16 protein-coding genes and 1 pseudogene are annotated in these 16012 nt (G+C 71.9%); 4 read left to right on the forward strand and 13 right to left on the reverse strand.

Annotated elements, in window-relative coordinates; translation table 11 throughout:
* Window positions 1-9: 9 nt before the first annotated feature.
* From R3F55_15040 to R3F55_15100, 13 genes and pseudogenes are all read right to left on the reverse strand, one after another.
* Window positions 10-1326, reverse strand: coding sequence for an FAD-dependent oxidoreductase (locus R3F55_15040; GenBank protein MEZ5668725.1), 1317 nt, complete (start codon window positions 1324-1326; stop codon window positions 10-12).
* Window positions 1326-3016: pseudogene (gene ilvD, locus R3F55_15045) on the reverse strand (dihydroxy-acid dehydratase). The gene R3F55_15040 and the pseudogene ilvD overlap by 1 nt, the downstream one beginning before the upstream one ends.
* An 11-nt stretch (window positions 3017-3027) precedes the next feature.
* Window positions 3028-4623 carry a GMC family oxidoreductase N-terminal domain-containing protein gene (locus R3F55_15050; protein MEZ5668726.1) on the reverse strand — a complete coding sequence of 532 codons (1596 nt, stop codon included), beginning with the start codon at window positions 4621-4623 and terminating at the stop codon, window positions 3028-3030.
* Between the two features lie 22 nt (window positions 4624-4645).
* The gene (locus R3F55_15055; protein MEZ5668727.1) at window positions 4646-5470 is read right to left on the reverse strand and encodes an endo alpha-1,4 polygalactosaminidase; all 825 of its coding nucleotides are present in this window, start codon (window positions 5468-5470) and stop codon (window positions 4646-4648) included.
* 57 nt (window positions 5471-5527) lie between these two features.
* Complete coding sequence (locus R3F55_15060) at window positions 5528-6241, reverse strand: ABC transporter ATP-binding protein (protein MEZ5668728.1); 714 nt, start codon at window positions 6239-6241, stop codon at window positions 5528-5530.
* Window positions 6238-6993, reverse strand: a complete 756-nt coding sequence (locus R3F55_15065; protein ID MEZ5668729.1) for an ABC transporter ATP-binding protein — start codon at window positions 6991-6993, stop codon at window positions 6238-6240. Before R3F55_15065 ends, R3F55_15060 begins: the two co-directional genes overlap by 4 nt.
* Window positions 6983-7987 (reverse strand): branched-chain amino acid ABC transporter permease, encoded by a 1005-nt coding sequence (locus R3F55_15070; GenBank protein MEZ5668730.1) that lies wholly within the window; start codon window positions 7985-7987, stop codon window positions 6983-6985. The genes R3F55_15065 and R3F55_15070 overlap by 11 nt, the downstream gene beginning before the upstream one ends.
* Window positions 7984-8850, reverse strand: a complete 867-nt coding sequence (locus tag R3F55_15075; protein ID MEZ5668731.1) for a branched-chain amino acid ABC transporter permease — start codon at window positions 8848-8850, stop codon at window positions 7984-7986. Before R3F55_15075 ends, R3F55_15070 begins: the two co-directional genes overlap by 4 nt.
* Window positions 8851-9021: 171 nt before the next feature.
* Window positions 9022-10200, reverse strand: a complete 1179-nt coding sequence (locus R3F55_15080) for an ABC transporter substrate-binding protein (GenBank protein ID MEZ5668732.1) — start codon at window positions 10198-10200, stop codon at window positions 9022-9024.
* Between the two features lie 94 nt (window positions 10201-10294).
* Complete coding sequence (locus R3F55_15085; protein MEZ5668733.1) at window positions 10295-11332, reverse strand: PDR/VanB family oxidoreductase; 1038 nt, start codon at window positions 11330-11332, stop codon at window positions 10295-10297.
* An 18-nt stretch (window positions 11333-11350) separates the two neighbouring features.
* On the reverse strand, window positions 11351-12109 hold the full coding sequence (locus R3F55_15090; protein ID MEZ5668734.1) for a GntR family transcriptional regulator: 759 nt from the start codon (window positions 12107-12109) through the stop codon (window positions 11351-11353).
* Entirely contained in the window at window positions 12106-13173 is a 1068-nt protein-coding gene (locus R3F55_15095; protein ID MEZ5668735.1) for an aromatic ring-hydroxylating dioxygenase subunit alpha, read from the reverse strand. Before R3F55_15095 ends, R3F55_15090 begins: the two co-directional genes overlap by 4 nt.
* A 74-nt stretch (window positions 13174-13247) precedes the next feature.
* Window positions 13248-13763 (reverse strand): helix-turn-helix domain-containing protein, encoded by a 516-nt coding sequence (locus tag R3F55_15100; protein MEZ5668736.1) that lies wholly within the window; start codon window positions 13761-13763, stop codon window positions 13248-13250.
* 174 nt (window positions 13764-13937) lie between these two features.
* On the opposite strand from R3F55_15100, the gene gstA reads away from it, so the two are divergent.
* From gstA to R3F55_15120, 4 genes are all read left to right on the forward strand, one after another.
* Window positions 13938-14552 (forward strand): glutathione transferase GstA, encoded by a 615-nt coding sequence (gene gstA, locus R3F55_15105; protein MEZ5668737.1) that lies wholly within the window; start codon window positions 13938-13940, stop codon window positions 14550-14552.
* Between the two features lie 90 nt (window positions 14553-14642).
* The gene (locus R3F55_15110; protein ID MEZ5668738.1) at window positions 14643-15023 is read left to right on the forward strand and encodes a nuclear transport factor 2 family protein; all 381 of its coding nucleotides are present in this window, start codon (window positions 14643-14645) and stop codon (window positions 15021-15023) included.
* A 31-nt stretch (window positions 15024-15054) separates the two neighbouring features.
* The gene (locus tag R3F55_15115; protein MEZ5668739.1) at window positions 15055-15267 is read left to right on the forward strand and encodes a 4-oxalocrotonate tautomerase family protein; all 213 of its coding nucleotides are present in this window, start codon (window positions 15055-15057) and stop codon (window positions 15265-15267) included.
* 32 nt (window positions 15268-15299) lie between these two features.
* Entirely contained in the window at window positions 15300-15995 is a 696-nt protein-coding gene (locus R3F55_15120; GenBank protein ID MEZ5668740.1) for a cupin domain-containing protein, read from the forward strand.
* The last annotated feature ends 17 nt before the right edge of the window (window positions 15996-16012 follow it).

Below are 16012 nucleotides of genomic sequence, written 5' to 3' on the forward strand. Positions count from 1 at the left end.
GCACCGGCATCATGGCGCGTGCCCGTCGGTGCGTTCCAGGTTGTCGCGCACCCGGTCCTGCAGGGCGGCGATGTCGATCTGGTGGACGCTGCCGCTGCCGGCGAGGTCGAGCGCGTGGGCGGCGGCTGTGCCCATGGCGATGCACGGGCCCATCACCCGCACGCTCGACAGCGCCGCCGGGTCGCCGTCGATGCAGCGGCCGACGGCGACCATGTTGTCGGCCTCCGGCGCGATCATCGCCGCGAACGGCACATAGTGCACGTGGTCCTCGTCGAACGTCTCCCAGACATAGCCCTCGGCGGTGTTGTGCAGCTCCAGCGGCCAGGCGGTCCGCGCGATGGCGTCGTCATAGCGCCGGCCGGCGCGCACCTCTGCGGTGGTGATCTGGTGGCGGGCCTTGATCCAGCGGGTCTGGCGGATGCCGGGGAAGCCGTAGCTGCGCACCGCGATGTCGCCGAACGCGGCGGGGAATTCGGCGCGCAGGAAGGCGACCGCCAGGTCGGCCTGCGCCTTGCCGAGCAGGCCGACCCGCGACGCCGCCAGCGGGTCCAGCGGCGTCTCCACGTGGGTCATGTTCATCACCGCGGTGCGCCGGCCGGGGAAGTAGAAGGCGATGCCGTTGCGCCGGACCAGGCCGTAGTCGCGGCCCTTGTCGGCGATGCGGGCCGCCAGCGCGTCGCGGCTCGGCACGTGGGCCTCGTGGATGTTCTCGACCACGATCTGCTGCGAGCCGTAGATCGGCCCGCCGGCCGGCTCGCGGCACTCCAGCCCGGCCTGCCAGGCCAGCGCCGCGTCGCCGCTGGCGTCGACGAAGGCGGTCGCGGTCACGGCGACGTCGCCGTAGCGGGTGGCCAGCCCGATCCTCTCGAGCCGGCGGCCGCTGCGCTCTACCGTGCGCAGCACGGCGCCGACCACGATTGCGATCCCGGCGTCGAGCACCGCGCGCTCGACCCAGCGCGACAGCGCCACCTCGTTGTAGTGCACTACCGTGGTCATCGGGCCGTGCCGGAAATACAGCGCGCCCTCGGCGTCGAGGTCGGCCAGGATGCGGTCGGCGAGGTGGAAGGTGAAGCGGTGGCCGTGGGTGCCGTTGCGGTAGAGCCCGCAGAAGGTGCCGATGATCGAGTTGACCGCCTGGCCGCCCAGCGCCGGGAAGCCGTCGACCAGCGCGACCCGCTTGCCCAGCGCGGCGGCCTCCAGCGCGGTCGCGACGCCGGCGATGCCGGCGCCGACCACGCAGATGTCGGCCTCGACCGTCCGCGGCGGCTGCGCACTGTCGCGGCGAACGATCCGGGTGGCGGGATCGAGCGGGGCGCCGAACGACATCAGCCTTCCTTTCCGTCCGGGTCGAAAAGCACCGCGCCGCGCGCCAGCGGCGACACGGTGCGCTGGTAGATCGACAGCCAGCCGCTGTCGCGCGCCGGCGGACGCGGGGCCAGCACGGCGCGCGGCGGTCCAGCTCGGCCGCCTCGACCTCCAGGTCCAGGCGTTTCGCGGTCACGTCGATGGCGATGCGGTCGCCGTCGCGGACCAGCGCCAGCGGACCGCCGTCGGCCGCCTCCGGCGTCACCTCGCCGACCACGAGCCCGCGGTTGACCAGGCCGGAGAGCTGGCCGTCGGTGACCACGGCGACGTCGGTGTCGAGGCGCGCGCCCTCGATGGCGAAGACCAGCCGCGACGCGCCGCCCATGCCGGGCCCGCCGCGCACGCCCTGGCCGCGCAGCACCACCACGTCGCCGGCCCGGATCCGGCCGTCGGACAGCGCCGCCTCGGCTTCGACAGGGTCGTCGAACACCCGCGCCGGACCGGCGAAGGCCAGGCTGCGGTCGGGCGTGCGCAGGCCGACCTTGACGATGCCGCAACCCGGCGCCAGCGAGCCGCGCACCAGCACGATCGCCGGCTCGGTCGCGAACGGCCGGTCGAGCGGGCGGATCACGGCGTCGTCGGCGACGGCGAAGCCTTCCAGGTTGGCGCCGACCGTCGTACCGGACACCGTCAGCGCGCTGCGGTCGAGCAGCGGCTCCAGCCGTTTCATCACCGCGCGCGCACCCCCGGCCGCCTCGAACGCCTCGATCGACGCCGTGCCGATCGGGCGCACGGCGCTGAGCACCGGCACGGACGCGCCGAGGCGGTCGAACAGGGCGTAGACGTCGACATCGGTCCCGGCCTCCACCGCGATCGCCTGCAGGTGCTTGATGCAGTTGATCGAGCCGGCCTGGGCCAGCACCACCGCGGCGGCATTGGCGAAGGCGCCGACGGTCATGATCCGGCGCGGCCGCAGATCCTGCCAGACCATGTCGACGATGCGCCGGCCGCTCTGGCGGGCGAGGGCGAACATCCGCTCACTGTTGGCGGCCACCGGTGCGGCGCCGGGCAAGGCCATGCCCAGCGCTTCGCAGGCCGCATGCATCGAGTTTGCGGTGCCCATGCCGGAGCAGACGCCGGGCGAGCGGATCGCCGCCTCGCTCATCGCCTCCAGCGTCGCGAACGACGTGCGGCCCTGGGCGTGCCAGCCGGCGTGGCGGAACACCTCCTCGATGTCGACGTGGCCGCCGTCGAGGGTGCCGCTCTGCTGGTAGCCGCAGATCACCACGATGGTCGGGATGTCGATGCGCGCCGCGGCGATCAGCTGGCCGGGCAGGGTCTTGTCGCAGGAGGCGAGGCAGACCATGCCGTCCAGCATCGGGCCCTCGACCTGCAGCTCGATGTCGTTGGCGATCAGGTCGCGGCTGGGCAGGATGAAGGTTGCCCGCCGGCCGGGCGACAGGATGAAGTCGCTGGGCGCGGTGGTGCGGATCTCGAACGGCAGCCCGCCGGCTTCGCGCACGGCGGCCTTTACCGCGGCCGCGACCCCGTCCAGGTGTGCGAAACAGATCGCGATCTCCGACGAGGTGTTGACCACGGCGATCTTCGGCCTGGCCATGTCCTCGTCGGTCAGCCCGAGCGCGCGCCATTGCGCCCGCCGCACCGCCCAGCGCGAGGTCCCGGGCGGGAAGTTGCTGCGCAGCGCGCGCATGCCGGCCACGGTCAGCGTGCCTCCGTGACGATCATGTCGGCAGCCTTTTCGGCGATCATCATGGTCGGCGCGTTGGTGTTGGCGGAGGGCACCGTCGGCATCACCGAGGCGTCGACCACGCGCAGGCCGTCGAGGCCGTGTACGCGCAGCTGCGGGTCGACCACAGCGCCGGCGTCGGTGCCCATGCGGCAGGTGCCGACGGGATGGAAGATGGTCGTGGCGGTGGCGCGGACGGCGGCCAGGATCGCATCGTCGGCCGTTGCCGCCGGCCCGGGGGTCACCTCCTGCGGCGCAAGCGCCGCCAGGGCGCGCGCGGCCATCAGCGCGCGGGCGTGGCGCACCGCCGCCAGCATCGTCCGCCGGTCCTCCTCCGCCGCCAGGTAGTTGGCGCGGATCGCCGGCGGGTCGGCCGGATCGGCGCTGCGGATATGAATGCTGCCGCGGCTTTCGGGCCGCAGCTGGCAGACCGACAGCGTGACGCCGGGGAACGGATGCGGCGTGCCGCCGATGCGGTCGGCGCTGTACGGCACCAGGTGGTATTGCAGGTCGGGCCAGCCGCGGCGCGGGTCGCTGCGGGCGAAGATGCCGAGCGGCGCCGGCGCGCCGGCCAGCGGGCCGCTCCGGGTCAACGCGTATTGCAGCGCCAGGCCGACGCGCCCCGGCCGGCTGCCGGCGCGCTGGTTCAGCGTGCGCACGCCGTTCAGGCGATAGACCAGCCGCGCCTGCAGGTGGTCCTGCAGGTTGGCGCCGACCCCGGGCAAGGCGTGGCGCACGGCGATGCCGGCGGCGGCCAGCACGGCCGGGTCGCCGATGCCGGACAGCTCCAGGATCTGCGGCGAGTGCACCACGCCCGCCGCCAGCAGCACCGCACGCGCCGCATCGGCCGTCCGCTCGGCGCCGTCGCGGCGATAGCGCACGCCCGTGACGCGGCGCCCGTCGAGCACGAGCCCGGTGGTCTGCGCCGCAGTGAGGATCCGCAGGTTGGGCCGGCCGCGCGCGGGTGCCAGGAAGGCAGCGGCGCTGCAGCGGCGGCCACGCCGCTGGGTGGCGTGATAGGGGCCGACGCCCTCGGTCTCGCCGGCGTTGAAGTCGTCGTTTTGCGGCAGGCCGGTTTCGCGCGCCGCCGCGGCGAACGCATCGAGGAAGGGCCAGTGCACGCGCTGCCGCTCGACGCGCAGCGGCCCGCCGGCGCCGTGGGTGGCGGAAGCGCCGTCCTGGAAATCCTCGGAGCGCTTGAAGTAGGGCAGCACGCCGTTCCAGTCCCAGCCGGTGCAGCCGAGCTGGCGCCAGCCGTCATAGTCGCGGGCGTGGCCGCGGGTGTAGATCATGCCGTTGATGGCGGAGGAGCCGCCGGGGCCCTTGCCGCGCGGGAACGGGATCCGCCGTCCGTCCAACTGCGGCTCCGGCTCGGTGGTCAGGCACCAGTCGGTGCGCGGGTTGCCGATGGTCCTGGCATAGCCGGCCGGGATGTGCAGCCAGACGGTGCGGGCCGGTTCGCCCGCCTCCAGCAGCAGCACCCGGTTGCGCCGGTCGGCGCTCAGCCGGTTGGCGAGCACGCACCCGGCCGAGCCGGCGCCGACGACGATGTAGTCCCAGGGATCGGGCATGGCGGTGCGGCAGCGCCCGGCCTCACGGGCAGGGCTTGGTCTCCATGGTCAGGCCGGCGGGCTTGATCAGCATCGACACGTCGCCATGCGCGCCGTCGGCGCAGATCACGGCAAGGTCGATGGACAGACCCTCCTCCTCGTAGGCCGACGGGTATTCGGCATTGAACACCGGCTTGCCGGCCGCGCTGAACGCCGCGCCGCTGTCGCAGAAATCCCACAGCACGCATTCCTCCATCAGATAGCCGGCGAACCAGGGCTCCAGCTCGGCTGCCAGGTCGGGTGCGTTCTTCAGGATCGGCGCCAGGCCGGCACGGCGCGCCGCCTCGGCCAGCGCCTGGGCGAAGGCCCGCGAATCCTCCGGCGTGGCGTCGAAGCCGGTTTCGTTGTCGAACGCGTCGACATTGTCGAACTCGACCATGTCGAAACCCTTCTCTGCGCACAGGGCGAGGCGGGCCTCGACCAGCGGCATCAGCCGGTCGAGCGCGCGCGGGTTCAGCCAGCGTTCGCCGGCCCAGTCGTCATAGGCGGCACCGATCAGCGGCGCCTCGCCGGCGGCGCCGGCGGCGGCGTCGGCGGCCTCGTAGGCGTCGAGGTCGGGCCGCCAGTCCTCGACGGTGCCGGCGCTGACATAGCACCAGACGTGCATGCCCGCCTTGCGCAGCGCCGCGACGGCGGCGGCATCGACATCGAAGGCATCGAGACCGACATAGTCGAGCCGCCGGTCGATCAGAGTCGCCACGTCCACGTCGGCGCCGATCACCCAGTCCCAGCGCGGCAACGGCATTTCGCGGGCACCGGCGGCGGTCGCCCCGACGGCCAGGATCGCAACGGCACACATGCTTCGCATTCCGGTCTCCTCATCGATGGCGACCGCCGGCCCGCTGGGGGTGCCGGCCGGGCCGACTCAGATCGCATCCTCGCCGACCGCGAACAGCCGGGCTTTCAGCGCCTCGTCGTGGCGCATGTCGGCGCAAAGCCCGCTGTGCACCACCTTGCCGCGGTCGAGCACGACGACATCGCGGGCGAAGTCGAGCGCGAGGTCGGCCTTCTGCTCGACCAGCACCATGGTCATGCCGCCGGCATCGCGCAATTCCGACAGCGCCTCGTACAGCGCCTCGACGATCACCGGCGCCAGCCCCTCCATCGGCTCGTCCAGCAGCAGCACCTGCGGCCCGCCCATCAGCGCACGGCCGATCGCCAGCATCTGCTGCTCGCCGCCCGACAGCTTGCCGCCGCCGTTGCGTCGGCGTTCGGCCAGGCGAGGGAACAGGGCGTAGACCCGTTCGGCCGACCAGCCGCCCGGCCGTGCCGCCACCGCCAGATTCTCCTCGACCGTCAGCGACGGGAAAATCTCGCGTTCCTGCGGCACGTAGCCCAGGCCGGCGCGCACGCGGGCGATGGTCGGCGCCTTTTCCACCGGCTGTCCGGCGACGGCGATGCGCCCGGCCCGCATGTCGGTGAAGCCCATGATCGTGGTCAGCAGCGTGCTCTTGCCGACGCCGTTGCGGCCGAGCAGCGCCAGCGTGCCGCCGGCCGGCACCGCCAGGCTGACGCCGTCCAGCACCACGGTGGCGCCATAGCCGGCGACCACGTCGGCGAGCTCCAGCGCCGCGGTCACGCGACGCTCCGGCCGAGGTAGACCGCGCGCACCTCGGCGTCGGCGGCGATGGCGGCCGGCACGTCGCGGCGCAGCACCGCGCCCTGCACCAGCACGATGATCTCGGCGGCGAAGCGGAACACCAGGTCCATGTCGTGTTCGATGATCAGGATCGCGATCTGTGCCGGCAGCCGCTCCAGCGCATCGTGGATGATGTGGGTCTCGGCCGACGGCACGCCGGCACCGGGCTCGTCGAGCAGCAGCACGCGCGGCTTCAGCGCCAGCGCGATCGCGATTTCCAGCAGCCGCTGGCGGCCATAGGGGAGTTCCGAGACCAGCCGGCCGGCGGTGTCGGAAAGGCCGGTCTCGGCCAGGTAGTGCGCGGCCTCGTCCATGCACCGCCGCCATTGCGGGCCATAGCGCAGCATCCGCCATGCCACCCGCTCGCGCTCGGCCACCGCGACGGCGACGTTCTGGATCACCGTGTTCTCGAGCAGCAGCTTGTTGATCTGGTGGGTGCGGACCAGCCCGCGATGCACCCGCGTCTCCGGCTTCAGCCCCTCGATGCGCGTGCCGGCCAGCGCGATGGTGCCGGCATCCGGCCTGATCGTGCCGGTCAGCAGGTTGACCAGCGTGGTCTTGCCGGCGCCGTTCGGCCCGATCAGGCCGACGCGCGCGCCGGCATGCAGGTCGAAGGCGATGTTCTGGGCGACCTTCAGCGCGCCGAAGCTCTTGTTCAGCCCGCGCACCTGCAGCACCGCCTCAGCCGACATGGCCGGTGTCCTTGGGCCGGGACGGCCGCATCAGCCGGGCATGGGCGCGGTCGACCAGGCTGATCAGCCCGCCCTCCAGGAACAGCACCACCGCGATCAGCATGCCGCCGACGACGAACATCCAGTAGGCCGGGTCGATCTTGGCGGCGAAATCCTGCACAACCACGAAGATGGCGGCGCCGATGAAGGCGCCGTAGATGCGTCGCGTGCCGCCCAGCACCAGCATCACCGCGACGATGCCGGAGATGTGGACGCTGAGCGTGGTCAGCCCGACGAAGCGGGTGGCCTGGGCCGACAGCGCGCCGGCGGTGCCGGCCATCGCGGCCGACAGGGTGTAGACCGCGACCAGCCGCCACCAGACCGGCGTGCCGATCGCCCGCATCCGCGCCGGGTTCTGGCGGATGCCGTCCAGAGAGCGCCCGAACGGCGAGTGCACCACCCGCCAGGCGACGGCCAGCCAGGCCAGCAGCACGACCGCGGTGTAGATATAGGCGGTGCGGCCCCACAGCCCGAAGTTGAACAGGCCGAGCAGCGGGTCGATGGCGATGCTGAGCCCGTCGTCGCCGCCGGTCAGCGCGCGGGCCTGGTTGGCCGCCTCGTAGACCAGCGACAGGATGGCGAGCGTCAACATCAGCAGGGTGACGCCGCTGGTGTGCAGGATCGCCACGCCGGTGGCGAAGCCGACCGCGGCGGTCAGCGCCGTCGCCGCCGCCAGGCCGAACAGCGGGTCGGCCCAGACCGTGGTCGCCAGGATGCCGGCAGCATAGGCGCCGAAGCCGAAGAAGGCGGCGTGGCCGAGGGTGACGATGCCGGCATAGCCGAGCGCCAGGTCAAGCGAGACGGCGAACAGCACCATGATCAGTACGTTGGTGCCCAGGCTGAGATAGCCGCCGGCGGTGAAGTAGACCACGACCACCAGCAGCCAGGGCAGGGCGTGACCTGCCAGCGCCGGCCAGCGCGGGCCGCGCGCGCCCTCCTGCGCCGGCGCGCTCATGCCACCGCCTTCGGCGGCAGCAGGCCGCGCGGGCGCGCCAGCAGCAGCACGATCACCGCCGCGTAGAGCAGGAAGGACGAGACCTCCGGGATGAAGTACTTGCCGGCGGTGTCGATGATGCCGAGGGCGATGGCGGCGACGAACGAGCCCTTGAAGCTGCCTTCGCCGCCGACGATCACGACGATCAGGAAGGTCACCAGGTAGCGCAGCGGATAGGCCGCCTCCAGCGTCATCATCTCGGCGCCGAGCGCCCCGCCCAGCCCGGCAAGCGCGCTGCCGCCTACGAAGGTCAGGGTGAACAGCCGGCGCACGTCGATGCCGACCGCCTGGGCGATGCGCGGGTTGTCGACCGCGGCACGCAGGCGCGCGCCGAACAGCGTGCGGTCGATCAGCAGCCAAAGGCCGACGGCCAGCGCCAGGCCGACGGCGATCAGGAACAGCCGATATGCCGGATAGAAGCGGAAGCCGAGGTCGACCGGCTCGGTCAGGAACGCCGGCACGCCGACGGTGGTGTAGTTGGTGCCGAAGGCCAGCGTCACCGCGGCGATGGACACGAACACCAGGCCGATGGTCAGCAGCACCTGGGCCAGCTCGCCCTTGCGGTAGAGCGGGCGGTAGACGGTGACCTCCGCCAAGCCGCCGGCGACGGCCGCCGCCGCCGCGCCGCCCAGCGCGGCGAGGAAGAAGTGCACGCCCGCGCCGGTCAGCATCGCGGCGACGAAGCCGCCGATCATGGCGAACACGCCGTGCGCGAGGTTGACGATGCGCATCAGCCCCATGGTCACGGTCAGGCCGACAGAGATGATGAACAGGATCATCCCGTAGGCCAGGCCGTCGAGCAGCAGGGTCAGAACCAGCGACATCTGGATGACAGTCTAGCGTTTGCGGCGCCGGGCCGCACGCGCGCGGCGGTCGCCCGGCGGGATCGTCGCCGGGCCCAGCCCGCAGACCGCGTGCGGCGCGCGCGCCGGCAAGGGGATGCCCGGCGCTAGGCCGGGCATGGCTCGGTCGAAGGCGACAACGCGTAGCGCGCGCTATTCGGGGTTGTCGTCCTTCCAGGGGTCGCGCACGTTCTCGACCACGCCGATGGTCTCGTTGACCAGCCGGCCGTCGTCGGTCTGAACCACCTCGCGGATGTACATGTTCTGGATGATGTCGCGGGTCTCCGCGTCGATCGTCACCGGGCCGCGCGGGCTGGCGAAGGAGCGCCCGCGCATGAAGTCGATATAGGCCTGGCCGTCGGCATCGGGGCCCAACTCCGCTACCGCGTCGTAGATCAGGCGCATGCCGTCCCAGGCGCCGACCGAGGCGATGTCGGGCAGGTAATCCGGGCCGTAGAGATCGTGCAGCACCTGCAGGAAGGCCTGGTTCTCGGAGTTGTCGAGTTCGGTGCCGTAGGTGTTCGAGGTGATGGCGCCGAGCGCGGAGTCGCCGATCGCGCCCAGATAGACCTCCTGGGTCTCGCCAGTGCCGAACAGCGCGATGCCGGCCGCCTTCAGGCCGCGTTCGTCCCAGCCGTTGATCACGCCGATCGACGGCGGGCCGGCCGGCATGAACACGAACAGTCCGTCCGGCGCTTCCTGCAGCACGCGCTCCAGGAACGGCGCGAAGTCGGTGGTCGCCAGCGGCACGCGCACGCTGTCGACGATCTCGCCGCCCGCCGCGGTGAACGTCTTGATGAACTGGCCCTCGGCGTCGTGGCCCGGGCCGTAGTCGGCGACCAGGGTGTAGACCCGCTTGTAGCCGTTGTCGGCGGCCCACTGCGCCATCGGCGCGGTCTGCTGCGGCAGCGTCATGCTGGCGCGGACGTAGAGGTCGGACTGGCGCACGATGCTGGCGGTGGCCGCATTCATGATCACGGTCGGGATCTCCGCCTCGGTGATCAGGTCGGCGACCGCCAGCGCGTTGGGCGTGAAGGCGAAGCCGGCCAGGAACCGCACCTCCTCGCGCAGGATCAGCTCCTCGGCGAGCTGGCGCGCCTTGGCCGGGTCGGGGCCGCCGGAGTCGCGGTAGATCACCTCGATGGTGGTGCCGTCGACCTCGGTGCCGTTGACCGACTGGAACGCCTCGACAGCCTTCTGGAACTGGTCGCCCCAGATGGCGAAGGCGCCGGAGAAGGGCGCGATCAGGCCGACCTTGATGGTATCGGCCAGCGCGGCCGTGGGCACCGCCAGCGCGGCCGCCACGGCGACGGCGCGAATCAACCCGTTCATGCTCTCGATCCTCCCTGCACCACCCGTTCCAGCGGGTGGGTTGCCGAATTCTCCGTGCCTGTGCGCACCGGGTCGCCGGCCGCACCGACCCAGGTTATAGACCCGATGCCGCTGCGCTGTCCGCCCCATCGGTCGCCGCCGCGGCAGACCGGCGGAAGCCGGTGTCGATCGACACGCGGCCGCGGCCGCCGGCGCCGCCGACCACCCGCGAAACGCACGCGCACAGCCGCGCGTTGCCGGCCTTCTCCGCCTCGCTGAAGAAGACGTCGCGATGGTCGATGCGACCATCGTAGGCGGTGACCTTCACGGCGCACAAGCCGCATTCCCCGCGTTCGCAGTCGGTCAACACCGCGACGCCGATCCGCCCCAGCGCGGTCGCGATGGTCTCGTGCACGCCGACCGTGGTGCCGCGGCCTTCCTGCACCGCGAAGACCTCGAACGGTTCGGGGGCGAAATGGCCGCTGTCGCCGAAGATCTCGGTGCGCAGCGCATGGGCGGGCCGGCCGGCCTCGGCCCACAGGCGCCGGGCGTCCTCCAGCATACGCAGCGGGCCGCACAGGTAGAGTTCGGCGGCCGGGTCGAGCCCGGCGATCGCGGCGCCGAGGTCGAGCCGGCGGCCCTCTTCGCCCGCGAACACGGCAAGCCGCTCGCCGCAGATCGCCTGAATCTGCGGCAGATAGGCCATGTCGGGCCGGCTGCGGCCGGCATAGAGGAAGCGGAAGGCGCGGCCCTGCGCGGCCAGCTGCCGGGCCATGCCCAGCATCGGCGTGATGCCGATGCCGCCGGCGACCAGCAGCGGCGCCTCGGTCGCCTGCGACAGCGGGAAACGGTTGTCGGGCGCCGACACGGTCAGCTGTGCCCCCGGCCTGAGCCTGCCCATGAAGGCGGAGCCGCCGCGGCCGGCGGCCAGCAGCTTGACCGCGATCCGCATCGTGCCCGGTCGTGGCGGCGGCAGCAGCGAGTAGGAGCGGGTCTGCGCCCGCCCGTCGATGAAGGTGACGACGTCGATGTGGCTGCCAGGCGCGAACGGGAAGTGCCTGTTGGCCAGCGCCAGGTCGATCTGCCGGACGGTCGGGGTCAGGGCCTCGACCGCGGCGACCCGCGCCGTCATCCATTCCGTCTTGATCTGCATCGTCCGTTCCGTGTCGCCTCAGCCGGTCGCATCGACCAGGACCAGCCCCGGCACCTTGCGCCGCAGCGTCTCGTCGCGGGCGACCAGCGCCAGGTTGGTGCGCGCGATGCGGGCGTGCTCCAGGGTCAGCGCCTCGGCCCGCGCGCCCTCGCGCAATTCGATCGCCTCGACGATGGCGCGGTGCTGGGCCTGGGCGATGACCAGGATGTCGCGCGACTCGGCGCTTTGCGCCTGCGCCTCGACGAAGGCGCTGGGCGAGGCGAAGGGCAGGGCGGTCACCCGCTCGATCTCCGCCATGATCACGGCGCTGCCCGACAGCGCGGCCAGCCGGTCGTGATAGGCCTCGTTCAGGCGCACATAGGCGGTGAAGTCGAAGCCGTCGCCGCGGCGGGCGACGACCGCGTCGAGCGCGGCGACGATCTGCTGCATCTGGCGCAGCCGGTGCGGCGGCACCCCGCGTTCGGCCGCGCGCCGCGCGGCAAGGCCTTCGACCACGCCGCGCAGCTCGATGGCGTCCGACACGTCCTCGTCGCTGAAGCGGCGCACCGCATAGCCGCCGGACGGGATCGCCTGCACCAGCCCCTCGGCCTCCAGCCGTGCCAGCGCGGCGCGGACCGGCGTGCGCGAAACGCCGATGCGCTTGACCAGGGCTGGCTCGGACAGCCGCTCGCCGGGCGCCAGTGTCCCGTCGAGAACCAGGTCGCGGATCGCCAGCAGCGCGGTCAGCGACTGGGTGGCGCCGCGGTCGGCCGGGCTGCCGGCGCGGGCCGCGCTCATTCGGCCGCCAGCGCGCGGCTCTCGGCCCGCACCATGCGGTCGATCAGCCGGCGCGCCCAAAGCGCCCCGCCGTCGATGTTCAGGTTGTAGAAGGCGTGGTCCGGATTGGCGGCGATCGCCTGCTGCTGCGCTTCCAGGATGACGTAGTCCTCGCCGAAGATGCGGCCGACGCCTTCGCGCAGTTCGTGGGTCAGCCGCTGTTCGCCCAGGCGGTAGTTGCGGGCGAAGGCCCAGAAATAATGGCACGTTGTCGCGGTTTCCGGCGTGACGGTGTTGAGCACGTGGCCATTGACGCCCTGGCTGCGGTCGCCGTCGGGCGCGCCGGTGCCGGCGGGCGCGACGCCGACGTCGATGGTCACCGTGGCCGGCGCCTGGAAGGTGATGATCTGCCAGCGGTCAACCGGTCCCGGTCGGCCGAGCTGGGCACGCCAGAACGGCGGCGGCTCGATGCCGAGCATCCAGCGCGTCACCGTGGCGGTGCGCTCGCCGTGGGTGACCTCGAACGGCGCTTCGGCGACCGCCGCGTTGCCGATGCTGCTGCCATGCACATAGGTCTCGTGGGTCAGGTCCATCAGGTTGTCGACGATCAGGCGATAGTCGCACTTGACGTGGACCAGCTTGCCGTCGCCGGCCCAGGCCGGATCGTCGTTCCAGTGCATGTCCGGTACCAGGGCGGGGTCGGCCAGTGCGGGGTCGCCCAGCCACAGCCAGACGAAGCGATGGCGCTCCGCCACCGGATAGGCGCGGACCGCCGCCGAGGGATTGATGGTCTGCTGCGACGGCATGTATACACAACGGCCGGCGGCATTGAATTTCAGGCCGTGATAGGGGCAGACGATGGCGTCGCCCTCGACCCGGCCGCGCGACAGCGGCACCAGCCGGTGCCAGCAGGCGTCGGCCAGCGCCACCGCCGATCCATCCTCGCTACGGTACAGTACCACCGGATTGTCGCAGATCTTCCGCGCCATCGGGGCGCGCGTCACCTCGACGTCCCAAGCCGCCGCATACCACGCGTTCAGCGGAAATGTCGGCCCATCGGCGCCGTAGCTGACGTCGGCACGCATGCCGGTCTCTCAGGGTTGGTGCTGAAGATGTGTGCATAATGTATACACACCGGGCTCGCGTCAAGACGCCGCTGTCACGGCTCGCCGCTGTCGGGCTGTCGGATCGCAATGCGCGCCGGGCGACCCGCGGCGCGCGCCGAGCGCCGATGTAGGGCCGGCAATTCCGCCGCGGTCGCCATCGCGGGCGTCTTCGCGTGCAGGTGCTTCGGATGGCGGCGGCGCGGGGACGGCGGCTTGCCCCGGGCCTGGCGATGCTGCTGCAGCTCGAGCCCGACCGCCGCGATCGCCTCGATCGCTGGGACCAGCTTCCAGCCGAACGCGTTCAGCGCATATTCCACCGACGGCGGCGAGGTCGGCACCACGTGCCGGTCGATGACCCCGGCGGTCTCCAGCTCGCGCAGGCGCGTGGTCAACACCTTCGGCGAGATCTGCGGGATGTCGGCGCGCAGCTCGCTGAACCGGCGCGGCCCGCCGCGTAGATGCCAGATGACGTTCGGCGCCCAGGCGCCGCCGATGATCGCCAGGCAGTCCAGCAGCGGGCAGCATGGCGGCGGCGGCGGGCTCTGGTTCTTGCGCATCTTCAGGGCCATCGGCGACCTCCCCTGCCGCCGGCGCGCCGGGGCGGCGGCCGGTTACCGAACGGAAACCGGAAAATGCGGTATCATTCGGATACCACATTTACAATCGAAATCGCACTGCCTAACTGACCCCTCGCTGGCCGGCCTTCGCATCCAACCCAACGCAGCCTTTCAAGGGGAATCTCGATGAAGCTTTACTATTCGCCGGGCGTCTGCTCGCAGGCGGTCCATATCGCGCTGGCCGAGCTCGGCAGCGACTACGGCCTGGAGAAGGTCGACCTCGCCTCCAAGCAGACCGAGACCGGTGCCGACTACAGCCGGATCAATCCGCTCGGCTACGTGCCGGCGCTGGAGCTGGACGACGGCGAGGTGCTGCTGGAGGCACCGGCGATCCTGCAGTATCTGGCCGACACCCGGCCGGAGTCGGGCCTGGCTCCGGCGAACGGCACCCTGGCGCGGGTGCGCCTGCAGCAGGCGCTGAACTTCACCGCGTCGGAGCTGCACAAGTCGTTCGGACCGTTCTTCGCGCCGGTGAAGCCGGAGGGCGCGGCACGCGAGCAGGCGATGACCAAGCTGCAGCGCCGCTTCGATGCGCTGGAGGCGACGCTGGCGGACGGGCGCGCCTATGTGATGGGCGAGACGTTCACGGTGGCCGACGCCTATACCTTTGTGGTCGCCGCCTGGGCCGGGATCATCGATCTCGACCTTGCCCGCTGGCCGAATGTGCAGGCCTATGTGGCCCGCGTCCGCGGCCGACCGCAGGTCCAGGCGGTGCTGAAGCGCGAAGGGCTGCTGCACTAGCGGCCGCACGGACCGGCGCGTGCTGCGGTGACCCGTTCAAACGGGAACCTGGCGCGTGCCGGCGCCGGCAAGCAGGAGAGAAACGAACCGATGTCCGAAGCCGACGACTACGCCGCGATCCACCGCCAGATGCAGGCCTATTTCGACGGCCTCTACCACAGCGACACGGGATTGTTGCGCCCGGTGTTCCATCCCGACGCACGCTATGTCTGCGCCACCGCCGACGAACTGGTGAACATCGGCATGGACGCGTATTTCGCCCTGGTGGACAAGCGCGAGCCGCCGGCCGCCCGCGGCGAGCGGCGGCGCGACGCAGTGGTGGCGATCGCGTTCGCCGGGCCGAAGACCGCCTTCGTGCGGGCCAACTGTGCCATCGGCCCGCGCTACTGCACCGACTTCCTGACCCTGATCAAGACCGCCGACGGCTGGCAGATCATCTCCAAGGTCTTCCACTACGACCTGGAGGCTTAGCCGGCCGGCGCGCCCACGCAAGGAGCGACCCATGCCCTATGTGAACATCCGGATCACCCGCGAGGGGGCCACCGCCGCGCAGAAGGCGCGGCTGATCGCCGGGGCCACCGACCTGCTGGTCGACGTGCTCGGCAAGAATCCGGCGACCACGGTCGTCGTCATCGACGAGGTGGCGATGGAAGACTGGGGCATCGCCGGCCTGCCGGTGGAAGATTATCGCCGCCGCGCCGCGGCCGACCGGTGAACCGGCGGTTGCAACAGCTAGGGACGAACGCCATGGAGATCAATGCGGATTTCTCGCGGCGAGCCGCGGTGCACGCCGCCGCGCTGCCCTGGGTGCCGTCGCCGATCGCCGGCGTCGAGCGCAAGATGCTCGACCGGGTCGGCGGCGAGGTCGCCCGCGCCACCTCGATCGTGCGCTATGCACCCCACAGCCGGTTCTCGCCGCACGTCCACGGCGGCGGGGAGGAGTTCCTGGTGCTCGACGGCATATTCCAGGACGAGCACGGCGACTTCGCGGCCGGCAGCTATGTGCGCAATCCGCCGACCTCGCGTCACACGCCCGGCTCGGGCGCCGGCTGCACGATCTTCGTCAAGCTGTGGCAGTTCGACCTCGCCGACCGTCACCCGGTCGTCGACACGGTGCCGGCGGCCGGCGATCCGCGGCTCGCTGACGCGGCATCCGGCGTGCGGGCGACGACGCTGCATCGCGACGCTCGCGAGACGGTGCGGGCGGAACTGTGGGCGCCGGGCGCCCGCATCCGCGCCGTGCCGGCCGGCGGCATCGAACTGCTGGTGCTCGACGGCGGCTTCGCGGAAGGCGGGGAGGCGTTCGGCCCCTGGTCGTGGCTGCGGCTGCCGGACGGCGCCCCGCTCGACGCGACGGCGGGCCCGGACGGCTGCCGGGTCTGGATCAAGGAAGGCCACCTGCGCTTCGTCGAGGCGGAGCTGGCGGCGCTCGCCGCCGCCTGACGGCGGTCCGGAGGGTC

The sequence above is a fragment of the Alphaproteobacteria bacterium genome, assembly GCA_041396705.1.
Classification (GTDB): Bacteria; Pseudomonadota; Alphaproteobacteria; order CALKHQ01; family CALKHQ01; genus CALKHQ01.